The sequence below is a fragment of the Candidatus Methylomirabilota bacterium genome (assembly GCA_035764725.1).
GTDB lineage: Bacteria > Methylomirabilota > Methylomirabilia > Rokubacteriales > CSP1-6 > DASRWT01.
This window is the reverse complement of sequence record DASTYT010000028.1, coordinates 40,106-55,804: the sequence shown is the minus strand read 5'-3', so window position 1 is coordinate 55,804 and position 15,699 is coordinate 40,106. Positions and strand designations below refer to the sequence as shown.

Below are 15,699 nucleotides of genomic sequence, written 5' to 3'. Positions count from 1 at the left end.
ATCGTTTACAGCGTGGCGGGGCTGACCGAGGTGCAGCGCGGCGAGCTACTCCCGAATATCGTCCGCGTGATGTTGGCGGCCTTCCTCGAGGCGCATGCGCGATGACAGCTGCCGGGCGAGGGGGCGTGACGCCGCTACGTCTCGCGGGCCCGCTTCACCGCCGCATCAATGGCCGGCACCGCCGTACTCCTGCGCGTGGCCGCATCACTCGACGACTACCTGCCTCTTGCATAGCTGCCAGCCGAGCTGGCGCAGTGTTTCGGTTCGGTAGCGGCTGACGAGCACCTCACTCCCCCACCTCCAACAGCGGCGGGTCGGCTGACGTTGGCCGTGTTGATCGAGCCAGATCGGTGGAGTCACGGCCTCCCGGTTCTACACACGTTACGAAGATCTTGCGCCCACCCCTGTCGAGGCTAGGGAACACGTAAGCCCACGCCGCAGACGTGATGCCCTCGTGCCCAGGAGAAGTCTGGCATGCCCGCGACTCTTTAGCGATTTGGGAGTGGCGCTGCGATTGCACTTCCTAGTCGAGGGAGGAGAGCCAGAGCAATGCTGAGGGCGTACATCCGAGTGCTCGAAGCGCATGAGTGGAAGCGGGTGCTGGTTGACTCACACATCCGGTTCTACGCGCACCCGTTGCATCCCGACGACCGCATCCAGGTTTTCGACGGCTGGTGGTCCCATCATCGCTTCGACGGGACGAGCTGGCTGACGCACGCACGCGCCCGCGGTAACGTTGAAGATGCGGCCAGCCTCGACGCCTACCTCACGAAGCTCTTCGGCTGAGGCGGCAGATGACCCCCTGGCCGGACGTCGGCTGCGGAGGCTGGTACGAGCGTCTGGACCTCAAGAGGATCCCGCCAAGTCTACCGTGCGGCGGTGACGACCCGGCGCACTATCGTGACCGCCATCCTGAGATCGCGGTCGTTCACCGCGAGCTGCATGCGGTCTGGGCGGCACAGATCGAGGCGTGCGAGCGGCTGTGGCCGGCTAAGAGCGCCACCGCCAGCCAGTAGCGCTTGTCCGCGAATCGCGCAGGCTGATCTCCTCGCGCGCCCCGAGGACCTCATCTTCGCCGAGGGGATGATGTACGCCGTCGAGCATGGGCAGCCCAGCGCGGGCCCCTCCAACGTTTCCCGCCGCTCGGTGGAGTGATTGCCGGGTGATTGCTGGGGCCCTCTGGTCAAGAGGTGCCACCGTCTAACTGGCTGATTTAATGGTGCCCCCGGCCTGAATCGAACAGGCGGCCCACAGTTTAGGAAACTGTTGCTCTATCCAACTGAGCTACGGGGGCGTGCCCAGGCTCCGCTCGCGGGCGCGTCGGGCGCTCCGCGGTCATCCCTCGGGATTATAGCCTCAGCGCGCCCTTCGCTTTACGCGGCGCGCCCGCTTCCCGCCTCCGCGCTCGGCGCGCGTCTCGGCGTCGATCTTCTCGATCACCCGCTTGACGCGGGCGCGGGTGGTGGGCTGCTGGAGCTTGCGCGAGAGGTGCTGGGCCAGCGTGTCGAACTGCGAGCGGGGCGCGCCGCCCAGCCGCTGCATGGGGGGCGCCTTCCGGGCCTTGCCCAGCCGGCCGCCACGCGTCGTCACGGCGCCTTCCACGTGTTGTTGCCGGCGGCGTCGAGGAAGTAGGCGAAGGGGTAGCCGTCGGAGGCGGTGCCCATGAGCGTGCGCGTCTTACCGTTGCGATCGCGAAACACGAGCGTGGGCGTGCCGTCGCGGTAGATCGTGAGCTCGGTCACGGTCCGGCCCGCGGGATTGGCCAGGAACACACTGGTCGAGCCGTCGGCCATGACGCCCAGCCCCGCCTGGTTCACGCCGGTCGCGTTGTAAAGGAGGAGACTGGTGGCTCCGTCGGATGTCGTGCCGAGGAGCGCGCGTACGTTGCCTGCGGCGTCGCGCACGTTGAAGCGCTCGGCCTCCACCGACTTCACCGGGCCGCCCGCGGGGGCCTGGCCGAGGAGGGCCGCGGCGATCGCGAGCACGCCGCCCAGGCCGGCGATGCGCTTCCACCAGCGCACGTCGCGCTCGAGGCGGTCCACCCGCTGGGCCAGGGCGCTCAGGCTGGAATCACTCATGGCATAGCCTCCCCAGTCGGATGTGGCGGGAGCGGTCAGCGCGCGGGTGGCGGCGGGATCTTCACGGTGCGCACCAGGGACCAGCCGAGCTGCTTGAGCTGGCGATCCACGTCGGGCCGCTTCCGCCGGTCTTCCTTTCGCCGCTCGGCGGCCACCGCCACGTCCTTCTGGCGGCGGGGCTTCTTGCGGCGGTCCGTGATCAGCTCCACGTTCTTGAGCTTGGCGATCTCCTGCTCGAGGTGATGGTAGACGCGGAGCTGATCCATGGCGACGATGAAGAGGACGTTGGGCGCCGGCCCGCCCTTCTTCGCGATCCGCGTGGGGCCGGCCGGCCGCGGCTTCGACGACGCCATCGGCTTCGGAGGTAGCGGCTTCGACGGCACGACCTTCTTCTTGACCATGGTCTCCCCTTAGAAAAGGTCCGAGGGATCGACGCCGCGGGCGGCGAGTAGCGCGCCGAGGCGCTTGAGCGCCGCGGCTTCGATCTGCCGCACGCGCTCACGGGTCACGCCCATCTGCTTGCCGATGGCTTCCAGTGTCTTCGGCTCCTCGCCGCCCAGCCCGAAGCGGTGGGTGATGACGCTGCGCTCCTGGTCCGAGAGGTCGTGGAGGACCCCGGCCAGATCTCCGCGGCCGCGCAGGGCGGCGGCGAGCCCCTGCCCTGGCGGCCCCTCCGGATCCGGGATGACGTCCTGCAAGGTGCCGCCCCCATCAGGGCCGAGGGGCGCGTCCAGCGAGAGCGTGCGCTGCTGACGGAGATGCTCGAGGTCTTCCACCTGCTCGATGGGGCGGCCGAGCCGCGCCGCCACTTCCGCCGTGCTAGGCGGCCGCTTGAGTTCCTGGGTGAGGTCGCGCTGGGCCCTCACGTACTGGCCCAGCAGCATCTCCACGTGCACGGGCAGGCGCACGAGCCGGGCCTGATTGGCCAGCGCGCGCACGATGGCCTGGCGAATCCACCACGTGGCGTAGGTCGAGAAGCGCGTCCCGCGGTTCGGGTCGAACTTGCGGACAGCCTGCAGCAGTCCCACGTTGCCCTCCTCGATGAGATCGAGGAGAGACAACCCACGGTTGACGTAGCGCCGCGCCAGGCTGATCACGAGGCGGAGATTGGCCTCGGTGAGCCGGCGCTCAGCGTCCGCGTCCCCCGCCCGCACACGGACGGCGAGGGCATGCTCCTCGGCGGCGTCCAATAGCTTGATGCGCCGGATCTCATCGAGGTAGAGGCCGAGCAGCGCGCGCTGCTTTTCTGCCGTCTCGGGAGGCGCCTTGGGTCCGGCGAGCGCTTCGTCGCTCGCCGCGAGCAGGCCTTCCAGCGAGGACTCGACGTCGGCCAGGCGCTCCTCGGGTTCCTCGGCCTCACTCGTCTTCATCGTCCTCGGAAGGCGCCGCCTGCGTCATCTCCTCGTCGGAGTGCGCCACGGCGACGCCGCGCCGCGGGAGCAGGACGAGCGGGTTATAGGCCATTCCGTCGCGCCGGATCTCGAAATGGAGGTGGGTGGTGACGGCGCCCTTGTTCTTGCCCACGGTGGCGATCACGGCCCCGGCCTCCACGCGGTCCCCTGCATTCACAAGATTCTCGAGGTTGTGAGCATAAATGCTCATGAATCCGTTCGAATGCTCGATCTTGACTACCCGCCCATACCCCGGGGCGGACCCACTGAAGTATACGTCGCCGGGCGCCGCCGCATAGACGGGGGTCCCGAGATCGGCCTGGATGTCGATACCGGCGTGCCACACCCGCTTCCGCGCGCCCATGGCCGAGATCACGGGCCCCAGGAGCGGCCAGGTGAACTCCACCCCTTGATCGCCGAGCTCGGGGACATTGAGATAGAGCCGGGTAGGAATGCGGCGCGGGCCCACGAGCGCCACCACCGAGCCGTCCGCCTGCAGCAGGGGCTTAGTGGCCACCGCCTCGGCGCGGGCCCGGGTCGGGTCGCAGCCGGGGATGATCAGGCGCCGGCCCACGCGCAAGGCCTCGGGCTTCGTGAGCTGATTGGCGTCGATGATGCGCTGGCGCGGCACCCGCTGACGCGCGGCGATCTTGCTCACCGAGTCGCCGCTGCGGACGATGTAGACACACGGATCGGTCGCCGCCGACGCGGGCGCGCCGATCTTGGCGGTCTTGGGATCGGGCTGCTTGGTGGCCGGCTTCGCGGGGGCGTCGGCGGCCTGCGCCCCATGCGGGACGAGGAGCAAGCCGGGAATCAATAGCCCCAGACCGATCGCGCGGCGGGCGCCCCGACGGCACGGGGTCACGGGTCGAACTCCGCGTAGCGGATGCCGAAGCTCTGGAAGCGCCCGGTGACGGGCCGCCAGGTGACGGCGACGTGCTCCACGCGCGAGAGCGGCGGCCCCTTCTCGAGCTCGTGCGCCAGCTCCTCGATGAGCCCACGGTTGCCTTCGACCCGGACACGCACGCGGCCGTCCTTGAGATTCATGACATAGCCGGCGAGGCCGAGCTGGGAGGCCTTGCGCTCGACGTAGTTACGGTAGCCGACGCCCTGGACGCGACCGTCCACCAGGATCTCGGCGGCGGTCCGGAGGTGGCTGCTCACGCCGGCGGCCCGGCCGCGGCGGCGGCCGTGTGGCGGGGAAGCCGGGACACCTCCCCGAAGGTGAAAATGGTCGGGGCGACTGGATTTGAACCAGCGACCTCCTGCTCCCGAAGCAGGCGCGCTACCAAGCTGCGCTACGCCCCGTTGTCCTCGCGTGGCCCGCTCATCCTTGCCACGCGTGCTTTCCGATCAGCGGCACGAAGACGCATCCCGAGTCCTCGGTGATGCGCATCTCGCCGCGTACCTTCTCGATGAGCTGGAGCTTCTGGCCGTCGGCTCCGCCCACCGGCATGATCATCAGCCCGCCCTCGATCAGCTGCTCGAACAGCGGCGGCGGCACGGAGGGCCCCCCCGCCGCCACCAGTATCCTATCGAACGGCGCCTCGTCGGGCCAGCCGAACGTGCCGTTGGCCGTCCGCACCCACACATTGGCGTAGCCCAGCTCCTCGAGGAGCTGGCGCGCCCGCGCGGCGATGCGCGGGAGTCGCTCCACCGTGCACACGCGCGCCGCACACCGCGAGAGCACCGCCGCCTGATAGCCGGAGCCCGTCCCGATCTCGAGCACCTTCTCGCGGCCGGTGAGGCGCAGCAGCTCCGTCATCCGGCCGACCATGAAGGGCTGCGAGATCGTCTGCCCTTCCCCGATCGGGAGCGGGTAGTCGCCGTACGCGCGCTCCCGCAGCGCCTCCTCGACGAAGCGGTGCCGCGGGATCTGCCGCATGGCGTCCAACACGCGCGGATCCACCACGCCGCGTCCGGCCACCTGCTCCGCGACCATGCGCTCGCGGGCGGCCGCGGTCCGATCATGCGCCTCGGGCGCCGAGCGCCAGATCACTTCTTCTTCCTCCGCAGCAGCGCGTTCAGGCTCGACTCCCAGCTTCCCATGCTCCGCAAGGCGCCGTGATGCGTGAGGTCCAGATGCAGCGGCGTCACCGCCGCCCATCCCGCCTGCACCGCCGCGATGTCCGTGCCCTCGTCCTCCGCCCACTCGGGCGCGCCCATGCCGATCCAGTAGTACGGCCGGCCGCGCGGATCCACCTCGCGGATGGCCTTCGCGCTATAGACGCGATGACCGAGCCGCGTGAGGCGAATGCCCGCGGGCTTGCCCGGCGGGACGTTCACGTTGAGCAGCGTCTGGCGCGGCAGTCCCTCCACGAGGAGTCGCGTCGCCACCGCGCGGGCCACCTCGCCCGCCGCGTCGAACCGTCCCTTCTCCGGCTCCGCCTGTGACACCGCCATCGCGGGCACCCCGAGCAGCCTTCCCTCCATCGCCGCCGACACCGTCCCCGAGTACGTGACGTCGTCGCCGAGGTTCGAGCCGTGATTGACGCCCGACGCCACGAGCACGGGCCGCTCGGGCAGGAGTCCGAGCACCCCGAGGTTCACGCAGTCGGAGGGCGTGCCATTCACCGCGTAGCGCCGCTCGCCGAGCTGCTCCACCCGGAGCGGCCGATGGAGCGTGAGCGCGTGCCCCACCGCGCTCTGCTCGCGATCGGGCGCGACCACGTACACTTCGCCGAGGGGCTCCAGCGCCGCCGCGAGGGCGGCGAGCCCCGGAGCGTGTATTCCATCGTCATTGGTGACGAGGATCACGCCCGCCATGGATATCCCTGAAAATGGTCGGGGCGACTGGATTTGAACCAGCGACCCCTTGACCCCCAGTCAAGTGCGCTACCGGGCTGCGCCACGCCCCGACCCACGTCGCATTGTACGGAGAGACGACGAAGAACTCAAGGCTGACGGTCACTTTCGCTCGGGTGCGAGCCGGTCCCGGAGCGCGCGGAGGCGGTCCCGGGTGCGGCGGAGCGTGTCTTCCATGGTCATGCCCTTGAGGCCGAGATCCATCTGATGCGTGCCTCGCGCTTCCGCGAGGAGCCGCTTCTTGGCGCCCTCGAGGGTCAGGCGTTCGGTGTAGAGCAGGTGCTTGATTCGAAGCACCAGGTCGAGATCGCGCCTGCGGTACAGCCGCTGCCCCGCCGGGTTTTTCTTCGGACGCAGCAGCTTGAACTCCGACTCCCAGTACCGCAACACATAGGCCGGGACCTCCGTGATCGACTCCACCTCGCCGATCCGATAGTAGAGCTTGTCTGGGATCGTCTGTGTCACGCGTCCCCCGGGGGCTACTGGTTGAGCCGCAGCTTGAGCCCCTTGCTCGGCTTGAACGTGAGCACCTTGCGCGCGGTGATCTCGATGCTGTCGCCCGTCTGCGGGTTGCGTCCGCGGCGGGAGGCCTTCCGGCGGATCCGGAAATGCCCGAAGCCGACGATCTTGACGTCCTCACCGCGCTCGAAGCAGTTGAAGATGATGTCGAACAGCGACTCGACCACCGAGGCCGATTGACGTTTCGACAGCCCGTGCGCGGCCACCGCATTGATCAGATCGTTCTTGGTCAGCGTCGTCACCTCCTCTCGATCGCCACCGACTCTCTCAGCCATTCCACATAGGCGGGCGCGCCCCGCTCGACCGGCAGCGCGAGCACCTCCGGAATCGTGTAGGGATGCAGCTCGAGCACCCGTCGCTCCAGCTCGGCATAGCGGGTCTCGTCGGTCTTGATCACGAGCAGGCACTCCGAGGCCTCTTCCCGCTGCCCCTGCCAGCGATAGATGGACGTGAGGCCCGGGATGACGTTGACGCAGGCGGCGAGGCGCTCGTCCACGAGGGCGCGACCCAGGGCGGTGCCGACGTCCGGCGAGGGCGCGGTGACGAGTACGACGCGCGCGCCGCTCACTTCGCCGGCCCCTGCGTGACGAAGCCGCCCACGCCCTTGGCGGCCAGCTCGCGCCTGCCCGCAGCGGCCGCCTCGCGCGTCGGGTAGCCGCCCACGCGCACGAGGTAGACTGTCGTGCCGTCACCGGTGGGCGCCCCGGCGACCCGGCGGATGCGCACCTCGAGCCCCTCGCCGGCGAGCCGACGCGACAGGGCCACCGCGTCCTTGAGATCCATGGCGGGCCGCACCACCACGACGTCACCAGCGGCCTCCGCGGTGCCACCCCCCTTGAGCGCGGCGGCCACCGTCTCCACCGTGGCGCCGCTCACCACCACCTCATGCTGCTTCGCGGGCGCGGGCCCGCTCGCGGCGCCCTTCGTCGTCGGCGCGACTTCCACCGAGAAGCGCTCGTCGCGCAGCTCCTTGGCCAGGCGCTCGGCGTTGTCGCCATTGGCGAAGAGCCCTACCTGCACCCAGTAGTCGCCGCCAGCCGTTGTCGGGGTCAGCGTCGACTTGGCGGTCCCCGCCGCGGCCTTCGGTTGCGGCTTGGCGCTCGGCATGGGTGCCGGCTCGGCTTTACTCGCCGGCTCGCTCTTGACCGCGGGCTCGGGTTTGCTCGGCAGCTCCGGCTTCGCCGCGGGCACTTCGGTCTTCGCGGGCGCCTCCGGCGTCACGGCGGCAACCGGCGGGGCGGGGGCGGGCGCCGGTGGCGCCACCGAGGTCTCGACCTTGGCGGGCTCGGTCCGGGCGGGCTCGGTCAGTGCGGGCCGAGAGCTGGGCGGCGTGGGGCCGGAGAGCCATTGGAGGATGTAGGGCACCGTGATGACGAGCACGACGGCCAGCGCGCTCAGCACCAGGAGTGCGCGCAGCCAGCCCGCCGCGAGCACCACCGGTTTCCCCCTGCGGTCTTCCGCGTCGTCCTCCAGGTACTCGTCGTCCCGGTCCGGGCTCACCCTGGGCATACCCTCAGCAAAGAATTTGTCAACGGCTGCGCCATCTTAGCACAGCCGGTCCCAGGGCCAAGCAAATTCGAGGGTTTAGCGGCGGACTCGCCCCGCCCGTGGGCCGGCGCCCCGCCGGCCCACGCTCCGCCGGAACAGGAGCCGGATCGGCGAGCCCGCGAAGGGGTGCGCGTGGCGGAGTGAGTTCACGAGATAGCGCTCGTACGAGAAGTGGATCTTGTCGGGCAGGTTCACGCGCAGCGCGAACGTGGGCGGCGATACTGAGACCTGCTGCGCGGACTGGATGCGCAGGGGCGCGCCGCCCCACGACATGGGCCGCCGCTCGAGCGCGGCGCGAAACAGCGTGAGCAGCTCGCCCGGCTGCACGCGGCGCTGCGCCTCCGCCGCGACGCGGTCCACGGTATCGAAGAGATCGCCGAGCCCGCTGGCCTTGACGGCGGAGGTGAAGCAGATCGGCGCATAGTCCAGGAACGGCAGCCGGTCGTGAATCTGTCCCGTGACGTCGGCGCGCGTGACCATGTTCGGCGGGACGAGGTCCCACTTGTTCACCGCCACGACGACGGCGCGTCCCGCGTCGTGCGCGTAGCCCGCGATGTGCGCGTCCTGCGCGGTCACGCCCTCGGAGGCGTCGAGCAGGAGAATGGCCACCTGACAGCGCTCGAGGCTCTTGAGAGCCATCACCACCGAGAGCTTCTCGAGCGCCTCGGACACCTTGCCCTTGCGACGGATGCCCGCCGTGTCGACGAGGACATAGGGACGGCCACGGAACGTGAGCGGCGTGTCCACGCTGTCGCGGGTGGTGCCGGGCGCCGAGTGCACGAGCACGCGGGGCTGCCCGAGCACCGCGTTGACCAGCGAGGACTTGCCCACGTTGGGCCGGCCGACGATGGCCACGCGCGGCCCCTCCGACCGCGCCTCCGCCACCGGCGGCGGCGCGGCGGCGCGGATCGCCTCGAGCAGCTCGGCCACGCCGCGCCCGTGCTCGGCCGAGACTGGCAGCACGTCCGGGAAGCCGAGCCGGTGCACCTCCCCGAGCATGGCGTCCTGGGCGTCGCCGTCGACCTTGTTCGCCGCCACCACGATGGGCCGCCCGCTGCGTCGGAGAATGCGTGCGATGTCCTCGTCCACCGGCGTGAGGCCCTCGCGCGCGTCCACCGTGAACACGACGAGGTCTGCTTCCTCGATCGCCTGCATGATCTGGGCGCGCATGGCCGCGACGAGATCGTCGGTGGAGCCGGGCTCGAAGCCGCCCGTGTCCACCACCGTCGCCTGCCAGCGCTCGAACGCCATCGTGCCGTAGAGCCGGTCACGCGTGACGCCCGGCACGTCGCGCACGATCGACGACCGGCGCCCGACCAACCGGTTGAAGAGGGTGGACTTGCCCACGTTGGGCCGACCCACGACGGCGATGATGGGACGGATCATCGACGGAGGCTCCGCGGCGCCGCTCAGGCGGCGACGAGCGCCTCGAGGAGCGCCCGCGCCCCGGGCTCGATGGGGCGTACGGGCACGCCGAGGGCGGCCGCGAGATCGCCGGGCGTGAGGTCGTCGAGGAACACGCCCACGCTGTCGCGCAGGGCGACCGACGGGACGAACACGACCTCGCCGAGCGCGGTTCCCGCGAGCTGGTGCTGGATGTCGGCGCCGGTGAGGAGGCCCGCCACCTGGACGCTCCCGCCGAACCATTCATTCCTGATGGCTTTGACGCGCGCGTCGAGGCCCTGCACGGCAAGCCCCGCGATGAGCCGCTCGAGGCGGGGTGCGTACATCTCGCCCGTGACGACGGTCACGGCGCGGTGGCGCACGAGCCGCGCGGGCGCGCGGCGCCGGACGCGAGCCCACTCATCCTCGAAGCGGCGCACGAGCCCGATGCCGTCCTCCACCACCGGGAAGCCTTCGTAGGCGGCTCGCGACGGGATGGGGAGCCCGGCCTGGAGATAGAGCTCGTCGCCACCCCAGACGAAGCGGGTGCCGAGACGCGGGCGGAGCTCGGCCTGCCATTGCGCGATGGTCCCCACGAGGGCGCGCGCCTCGTCCACGGTGAGCGTGCGGAGCTCGGGCAGGCGCTCGCGATGCGCCGTCAGGCCGACCGGCACCACGGCGGTCGTCGCGACCGCCGGGTGTAGCGCGGAGAGCTCACGGACGGATCGCTCGAGCTGCGGCCCGTCGTTCCAGCCCGGGCAGAGCACGATCTGAGCGTGCATGCGGATGCCGGCGCGGCCGAGGCGGGCCATGGTCGGCATGAGGTCGCGCTTGACGCGCGGCTCGCCCAGCAACCGGTGACGGAGATCGGGGTCGGTGGCGTGCACCGACACATAGAGGGGCGAGAGCCGCTGCGTCTCGATCCGCTCGAGCTCGGGCTCCTCGAGGTCGGTGAGGGTGATGTAGTTGCCGTGCAGGAACGACAGCCGGTAGTCGTCGTCCTTGACGTAGAGGCTCTTGCGCATGCCCCGCGGAAGCTGGTGGATGAAGCAGAACACGCACTTGTTCGCGCAGGTGGAGATCTCCGAGGGGGTCGGGGCGAGCAGCTCGAGGCCGAGATCGGCGCCGCGCCGCTCGACGACCACCGACGCGCGCGCGCCCTCGCGCTCCACCGCGCAGGTTAGCCGCGCTTCGCCGGCATTGAAGTGGAAGTCGATGACGTCGCGCACGGGCTGCCCGTTGATGGCGACGATGCGGTCGCCGGGGCGTAGCCCACCCCGCTGCGCAGGCCCGCGCGCCGCCACCGCGCCCACCACCACGCCGTCTTTCTCGCTCTTGCGACGCGCCATCGCCTAGCTCCGCCCCGCCACCCCGGCCGGCGGGTTCAGCTGCTTGAGACCCTGCACGAGGTACTGCAGGCCCGAGGTCACGGTGAACAACGCGGCGAGCCAGGCGAAGAGCATGGGAATGGTCGGCACGCGGAAGAAGAAGGCGAGCATCGCGGCCAGCACCGCGGCCATCTGGCACACCGTCGAGGTCTTGCCGACCCACGTCGGCGCGGGATGCACGGTGCCGCCGGACACGTGGATGACGAGCACGCCAACCGAGAGGATCAAGTCGCGGCTCACGACCACCGCGGTGAGCCAGAACGGGATGACCTTGAGATACGTCAGGGTGACGAACGCCGACGTCAGCAGGAGCTTGTCCGCCACCGGATCGAGAAAGGCGCCCAGGCGCGACTGGCTCCCCTGACTCCGCGCGATGTAGCCGTCCAGCATGTCGGTGAGGCTGGCCAGGCAGAAGACCAGGAGCGCCTCACCCGCCCGTCGATAGACGAGGAGGGTGACGAAGACCGGGATCAGGAGGATCCGGAGGATGGTCAGCCAGTTAGCCAGTCCCATGGGTGAGCCGCGACGGCAGCCCATGGATTGTAGCACCGACCCCGCCGGAGGCCGCGGAGACGCCGGCCCGGCCAAGGCGCCTAATCGTCCCGGCGATAGGTCTTGAGCTGGCCGGCGAGGCGGCGTGGCACCTCGACCTCGACGCGAATCCCCTCGGGCAGGTCGGCGCGCGAAAGAACGCGGCCACGCTCGTAGCAGAGGGCGAGGGCCGGACCGTCGCGATACGGAATGAGGAGCCGAAGCCGCTCGGTCCGCGGGCGGAAGTGCTGGCCGATGCGCTCGAGCAGCGTCTCCGCCCCCTGCCCCGTGCGCGCGGAGAGCGCGACGCCGTTGAACCGCGCGGTAAGGGCGTCGAGCGCGCTGTCGTGGTCGAGCCGGTCGACCTTGTTGAGCGCCACGATGGACGGACGCTCGGAGAGCTCGAGCTCGGCGAGCAGGCCCTCTACCGCGGCCATCTGATCGTCCAGCCCGGGGTGGCTCGCGTCCACCACGTGGATGAGGAGATCGGCCTCGGCCAGCTCCTCCAGCGTGGCCTTGAACGCGGCCACGAGCTGATGCGGCAGCTTGCGGATGAAGCCCACCGTGTCGGTGAGGATGAACGGGGCATGGCCGGGCGCCGACACCAGGCGGGCGGACGGATCCAGCGTGTCGAAGAGACGATCCGCGGCAACGCGGCCGGCGCCGGTGAGCTGATTGAGAAGCGTGGTCTTGCCGGCATTGGTGTAGCCGACGAGCGCCACCACCGGATAGCCGGTGGCCTGCCGCCGGTCGCGGACGAGGCGGCGATGCACGCGCACCCGCTTGAGCTCGTCGCGGAGCTTCTGGATGCGGTGGCGGATCATGCGCCGGTCGGACTCCAGCTGGGTCTCGCCCGGTCCCCGCGTGCCGATGCCACCGCCCAGCCGCTCGAGATGCCGCCACTGTCCGACCAGCCGCGGGAGCAGGTAGGAGAGCTGCGCCAGCTCGACCTGGAGCTTGCCCTCCATCGTGCGCGCGCGCTGCGCGAAGATGTCGAGGATCAGCGCGGTGCGATCGATCACCTTGAGGCCGAGGCTGCCACCGAGGTTGCGCTCCTGGATGGGCGAGAGCGCGTCGTCCGAGATCATGAGGTTCGCACCCTGCTCGCGGGACCACTCGCGCAGCTCCTCGACCTTGCCCTTGCCGAAGTAGAGGCCGGGGGTGGGGGCGCGGCGATCCTGCGTCATGCGGCCCACCACCTCGGCGCCCGCCGACTCGGCCAGGCGACCCAGCTCGTCGAGCGACTCGTCCACCTCGAAGCGCGGCTGCTTGGGAAGCCGTAGCGCGGTCAGGACGGCCTTCTCGCGCACGCTCACCGGGTGAGCCCCTCCTCGCGCGCCCAGGCCTCGATGGTGGCGGCCGCCCCAGGCGGGCCGCCCACCGCGTCCACGTCGAGCCAGCGGATCTCGCGATCGCGGGCGAACCAGGTCATCTGGCGCTTGGCGTAGCGGGTGGTGTCGCGGATCATGAGCCGGACCGCGTCGGCCTCGGTCATCGTGCCGCGGAGCACGGCGACGAACTGGCGGTACCCGATGCCGCCCATGGCGGGCAGCGTGTCGTCGCAGCCGGCGGCGAGGAGCTCGCGCACTTCTTCCATCATGCCATGGGCCACCATGGCGCGCACGCGATCGGCGATGCGACGATTGAGCGCCTCGCGCGGCTGGCGGAGCCCCACCATCAGTAGGCGGAATGGCGGCACCGCCCGCGCCCAGTCCGCGCGCTCGGCCCCCGGCCCGCCCAGCACGTCCACCTCGAGGGCGCGCACGATGCGTACGTGATCGCGCGGATGCAGGCGTGCGGCCGCGCCCGGGTCGCGAGCGGCCAGGCGTCGATGCAGCGCTTCCGGACCATGGGCGGCCAGCGAGGCCTCGAGCTCCCGGCGTAGCGCCGGATCGGCGGGAGGCGCGGGGTGAAGGCCCTTGAGCAGCGCGCGCACGTAGAGGCCGGTGCCGCCCACCACGAGCGGTAGCCGGCCGCGCGCGCGGATGGCGTCGATGGCCTCCAGGGCTTCGCGCCGGAAGCGCGCGGCGTGATAGCGCTCGGACGGGTCCACGACGTCCAGGAGATGATGACGTAACTCGGCGCGCTCGGCCTCGGTGGGCTTGCCGGTGCCGATGTCCATGCCGCGATACACCTGCCGCGAGTCCGCGCTCACCGCCTCCAGGGGCAGCCGTGCGGCCAGGCGGACGGCGACGTCGGTCTTGCCCACCGCGGTGGGGCCGACGATGACGAGGAGGGAGGCCTCAGCGTTCGGCTGTTTCATTCTTCGTATGACTCGCCTCGCCTTCGGCTGCGGCTCGCACTACCACGTGCGTCGGAGCTCCTTCCGGATTTCTCGCAGCGAGAGGCGCGAGACGATGGGACGGCCGTGCGGGCAGAAGAACGGCGTGCGCGTGGCCGAGAGATCGGCGAGAAGGCGCCGCATCTCCTCGCGCTCCAGTGGGGCGGGCGCCTTGATGGCGGCGCGGCACGCCACGAAGGCGAGCGCCCGCTCGAGCAGCGGGGCCTCTCCCTCCTTCCCCGGGCTCGCCAGCTCCTCCAGCATGCGCGTGATCAGGCGCCGCGGCTCGCGTCGCGCGAGGAGCGCAGGCACCGCGCGCACGAGCCGCGTGCCGCCGCCGAAGCCCTCCAGCGCGAAGCCGAGGCGCTCCAGCGTGGGCACCCACTCGTCGAGCCGCGCGCGCAGCGCTGGCGGCAGGTCGAGCGTCTCCGGGAATAGCAGCTCCTGCGAGGCCAGCGGGCCGGCCTGGAGCTCCGCCTCGAGACGCTCGTAGACCACGCGCTCGTGGGCCACGTGCTGATCGACGAAGAACACCTCCTCGTCGGTCGCGGCGACCACGAATGTCTCCTGGAGCTGGCCCACGACCGCGCCGAAGCGCTCGCCCGGCCATCCCGCGACCGTCTCGTGAAAGAGGCCGGGCTGGCTTCCGTCCGCGAGGGCGCCCGGGACGGCCTCGAGCGTGGGCGCGAGCGGCGCGCCATCCGCGGCGCCCGGGGCCGGCACCGGCATCGCGCCGCCGGGCGCGATGCCACCCTGGCGCTGCACCACCTCGGCGGCGCGGAGCGCCTCCTGTACGGCGAGGTAGAGCGTCTCCTGCACTACGCGCGGCGCCCGGAAGCGCACCCAGGCCTTGGCGGGATGCACGTTCACGTCCACGTCCTGCGGCGGGCAATCGATCCAGATCACTGCCACGGGACGCTGATCGCGGGCGAGCAGCGGTCGGTAGGCGTCGAGGAGCGTCTGGGTGAGCGCGGTGTCGCGCACCGGCCGGCCGTTCACCACCCAGGTGATCTCCTCGCGGCTCGCCCGCGCATGCTGCGGTGGCGCGATCAGCCCAACCAGGGCCAGGCCGTGCTCGGCGCGGCGCACGTCGAGCATCTTGGCCGACACCTCCCAGCCGTAGAGGGCGCCGACCCGCTCGCGCAGGCTCCGCGCGCGCGGCGCGGTGAGGGCGGCCCGGCCGTCGTGCGTCACCGCGAGGTGGAGCTCCGGGTGCGCGAGCGCCACGCCCTGGAGTAGGCGCAGCAGCATCGAGAGCTCGGTGCGGGCGGCCTTGAGGAACTTGAGCCGCGCCGGGGTGTTGAAGAAGAGGTCCTGCACCTCCACGGTGGTGCCCGGAGGAGCCGCTACCGTCAGCGTGGGCTCGGCCTCGCCGGCGGCTCCCCGCACCAGCGCGCCCTCCACCGCGCCCTTCGCGCACGACAGCAGCGAGAAGCGGCTCACCGCGGTGATGGCGGGCAGCGCCTCGCCCCGGAAGCCGAGCGTGTGGATGGCGTCGAGATCGGCGTCAGTCGCGATCTTGGAGGTGGCGTGGCGCGTGAGGGCCCAGCCGAGCTCCTCCGCGGTCATCCCGATCCCGTCGTCGCGCACGCGGATGAGCTGACGGCCCGCGTCGCGAAGATCCACGGTGATGTGCGCGGCCTCGGCGTCGATGGCGTTCTCTACCAGCTCCTTCACCACCGAAGCCGGGCGCTCCACCACCTCGCCGGCGGCGATCTTGTTGACGAGGTGCTCGGGCAGCGGCTTGATCCGGCTCACGGGCGATCCCGCCTCAG

At 70.9% G+C, this 15,699-nt stretch carries 19 protein-coding genes and 3 tRNA genes; 1 reads left to right on the top strand and 21 read right to left on the bottom strand.

Going from position 1 to position 15,699, the window contains the following annotated elements; translation table 11 throughout:
- The first annotated feature begins 549 nt into the window (after window positions 1-549).
- Window positions 550-786 carry a hypothetical protein gene (locus VFX14_04295; GenBank protein HEU5188889.1) on the top strand — a complete coding sequence of 79 codons (237 nt, stop codon included), beginning with the start codon at window positions 550-552 and terminating at the stop codon, window positions 784-786.
- 431 nt (window positions 787-1,217) lie between these two features.
- On the opposite strand, the gene VFX14_04290 is transcribed toward VFX14_04295, so the two are convergent.
- From VFX14_04290 to mutL, 21 genes are all read right to left on the bottom strand, one after another.
- Window positions 1,218-1,294 (bottom strand) — tRNA-Arg (locus VFX14_04290).
- 62 nt (window positions 1,295-1,356) lie between these two features.
- Window positions 1,357-1,590: a hypothetical protein gene (locus VFX14_04285; protein HEU5188888.1), complete on the bottom strand. Its 234-nt coding sequence runs from the start codon at window positions 1,588-1,590 to the stop codon at window positions 1,357-1,359.
- Window positions 1,587-2,078: a hypothetical protein gene (locus VFX14_04280; protein HEU5188887.1), complete on the bottom strand. Its 492-nt coding sequence runs from the start codon at window positions 2,076-2,078 to the stop codon at window positions 1,587-1,589. Before VFX14_04280 ends, VFX14_04285 begins: the two co-directional genes overlap by 4 nt.
- Window positions 2,079-2,113: 35 nt before the next feature.
- Complete coding sequence (locus VFX14_04275; protein HEU5188886.1) at window positions 2,114-2,479, bottom strand: hypothetical protein; 366 nt, start codon at window positions 2,477-2,479, stop codon at window positions 2,114-2,116.
- Window positions 2,480-2,488: 9 nt separating this feature from the next.
- Entirely contained in the window at window positions 2,489-3,448 is a 960-nt protein-coding gene (locus VFX14_04270; GenBank protein ID HEU5188885.1) for a sigma-70 family RNA polymerase sigma factor, read from the bottom strand.
- Window positions 3,435-4,334, bottom strand: a complete 900-nt coding sequence (locus VFX14_04265; GenBank protein HEU5188884.1) for a LysM peptidoglycan-binding domain-containing M23 family metallopeptidase — start codon at window positions 4,332-4,334, stop codon at window positions 3,435-3,437. The genes VFX14_04270 and VFX14_04265 overlap by 14 nt, the downstream gene beginning before the upstream one ends.
- Window positions 4,331-4,633 carry an acylphosphatase gene (locus VFX14_04260; protein ID HEU5188883.1) on the bottom strand — a complete coding sequence of 101 codons (303 nt, stop codon included), beginning with the start codon at window positions 4,631-4,633 and terminating at the stop codon, window positions 4,331-4,333. Before VFX14_04260 ends, VFX14_04265 begins: the two co-directional genes overlap by 4 nt.
- Window positions 4,634-4,700: 67 nt before the next feature.
- Window positions 4,701-4,777, bottom strand: a tRNA-Pro gene (locus VFX14_04255).
- A gap of 19 nt (window positions 4,778-4,796) precedes the next feature.
- Window positions 4,797-5,411, bottom strand: a complete 615-nt coding sequence (locus tag VFX14_04250; protein HEU5188882.1) for a protein-L-isoaspartate(D-aspartate) O-methyltransferase — start codon at window positions 5,409-5,411, stop codon at window positions 4,797-4,799.
- Between the two features lie 53 nt (window positions 5,412-5,464).
- Complete coding sequence (gene surE, locus VFX14_04245) at window positions 5,465-6,235, bottom strand: 5'/3'-nucleotidase SurE (protein ID HEU5188881.1); 771 nt, start codon at window positions 6,233-6,235, stop codon at window positions 5,465-5,467.
- Window positions 6,236-6,250: 15 nt separating this feature from the next.
- Window positions 6,251-6,327: transfer RNA gene (locus tag VFX14_04240), tRNA-Pro, on the bottom strand.
- Window positions 6,328-6,376: 49 nt separating this feature from the next.
- Window positions 6,377-6,739, bottom strand: a complete 363-nt coding sequence (locus tag VFX14_04235) for a MerR family transcriptional regulator (protein ID HEU5188880.1) — start codon at window positions 6,737-6,739, stop codon at window positions 6,377-6,379.
- 14 nt (window positions 6,740-6,753) lie between these two features.
- Window positions 6,754-7,035, bottom strand: a complete 282-nt coding sequence (locus tag VFX14_04230) for an integration host factor subunit alpha (GenBank protein HEU5188879.1) — start codon at window positions 7,033-7,035, stop codon at window positions 6,754-6,756.
- Window positions 7,032-7,361 carry a divalent-cation tolerance protein CutA gene (gene cutA, locus VFX14_04225; protein ID HEU5188878.1) on the bottom strand — a complete coding sequence of 110 codons (330 nt, stop codon included), beginning with the start codon at window positions 7,359-7,361 and terminating at the stop codon, window positions 7,032-7,034. Before cutA ends, VFX14_04230 begins: the two co-directional genes overlap by 4 nt.
- Window positions 7,358-8,293, bottom strand: coding sequence for an SPOR domain-containing protein (locus VFX14_04220; protein HEU5188877.1), 936 nt, complete (start codon window positions 8,291-8,293; stop codon window positions 7,358-7,360). Before VFX14_04220 ends, cutA begins: the two co-directional genes overlap by 4 nt.
- A gap of 84 nt (window positions 8,294-8,377) precedes the next feature.
- Entirely contained in the window at window positions 8,378-9,727 is a 1,350-nt protein-coding gene (gene der / locus VFX14_04215) for a ribosome biogenesis GTPase Der (protein ID HEU5188876.1), read from the bottom strand.
- A gap of 23 nt (window positions 9,728-9,750) precedes the next feature.
- Window positions 9,751-11,073: a DUF512 domain-containing protein gene (locus VFX14_04210; protein HEU5188875.1), complete on the bottom strand. Its 1,323-nt coding sequence runs from the start codon at window positions 11,071-11,073 to the stop codon at window positions 9,751-9,753.
- A gap of 3 nt (window positions 11,074-11,076) precedes the next feature.
- A complete protein-coding gene (gene pgsA / locus VFX14_04205) occupies window positions 11,077-11,625 on the bottom strand; it encodes a CDP-diacylglycerol--glycerol-3-phosphate 3-phosphatidyltransferase (protein HEU5188874.1) in 549 nt (182 codons plus the stop codon).
- 80 nt (window positions 11,626-11,705) lie between these two features.
- Window positions 11,706-12,959, bottom strand: coding sequence for a GTPase HflX (hflX, locus tag VFX14_04200; protein ID HEU5188873.1), 1,254 nt, complete (start codon window positions 12,957-12,959; stop codon window positions 11,706-11,708).
- Window positions 12,956-13,906 (bottom strand): tRNA (adenosine(37)-N6)-dimethylallyltransferase MiaA, encoded by a 951-nt coding sequence (gene miaA, locus VFX14_04195; GenBank protein HEU5188872.1) that lies wholly within the window; start codon window positions 13,904-13,906, stop codon window positions 12,956-12,958. The genes hflX and miaA overlap by 4 nt, the downstream gene beginning before the upstream one ends.
- A gap of 39 nt (window positions 13,907-13,945) precedes the next feature.
- Window positions 13,946-15,682, bottom strand: coding sequence for a DNA mismatch repair endonuclease MutL (gene mutL / locus VFX14_04190; protein ID HEU5188871.1), 1,737 nt, complete (start codon window positions 15,680-15,682; stop codon window positions 13,946-13,948).
- Window positions 15,683-15,699 lie beyond the last annotated feature (17 nt).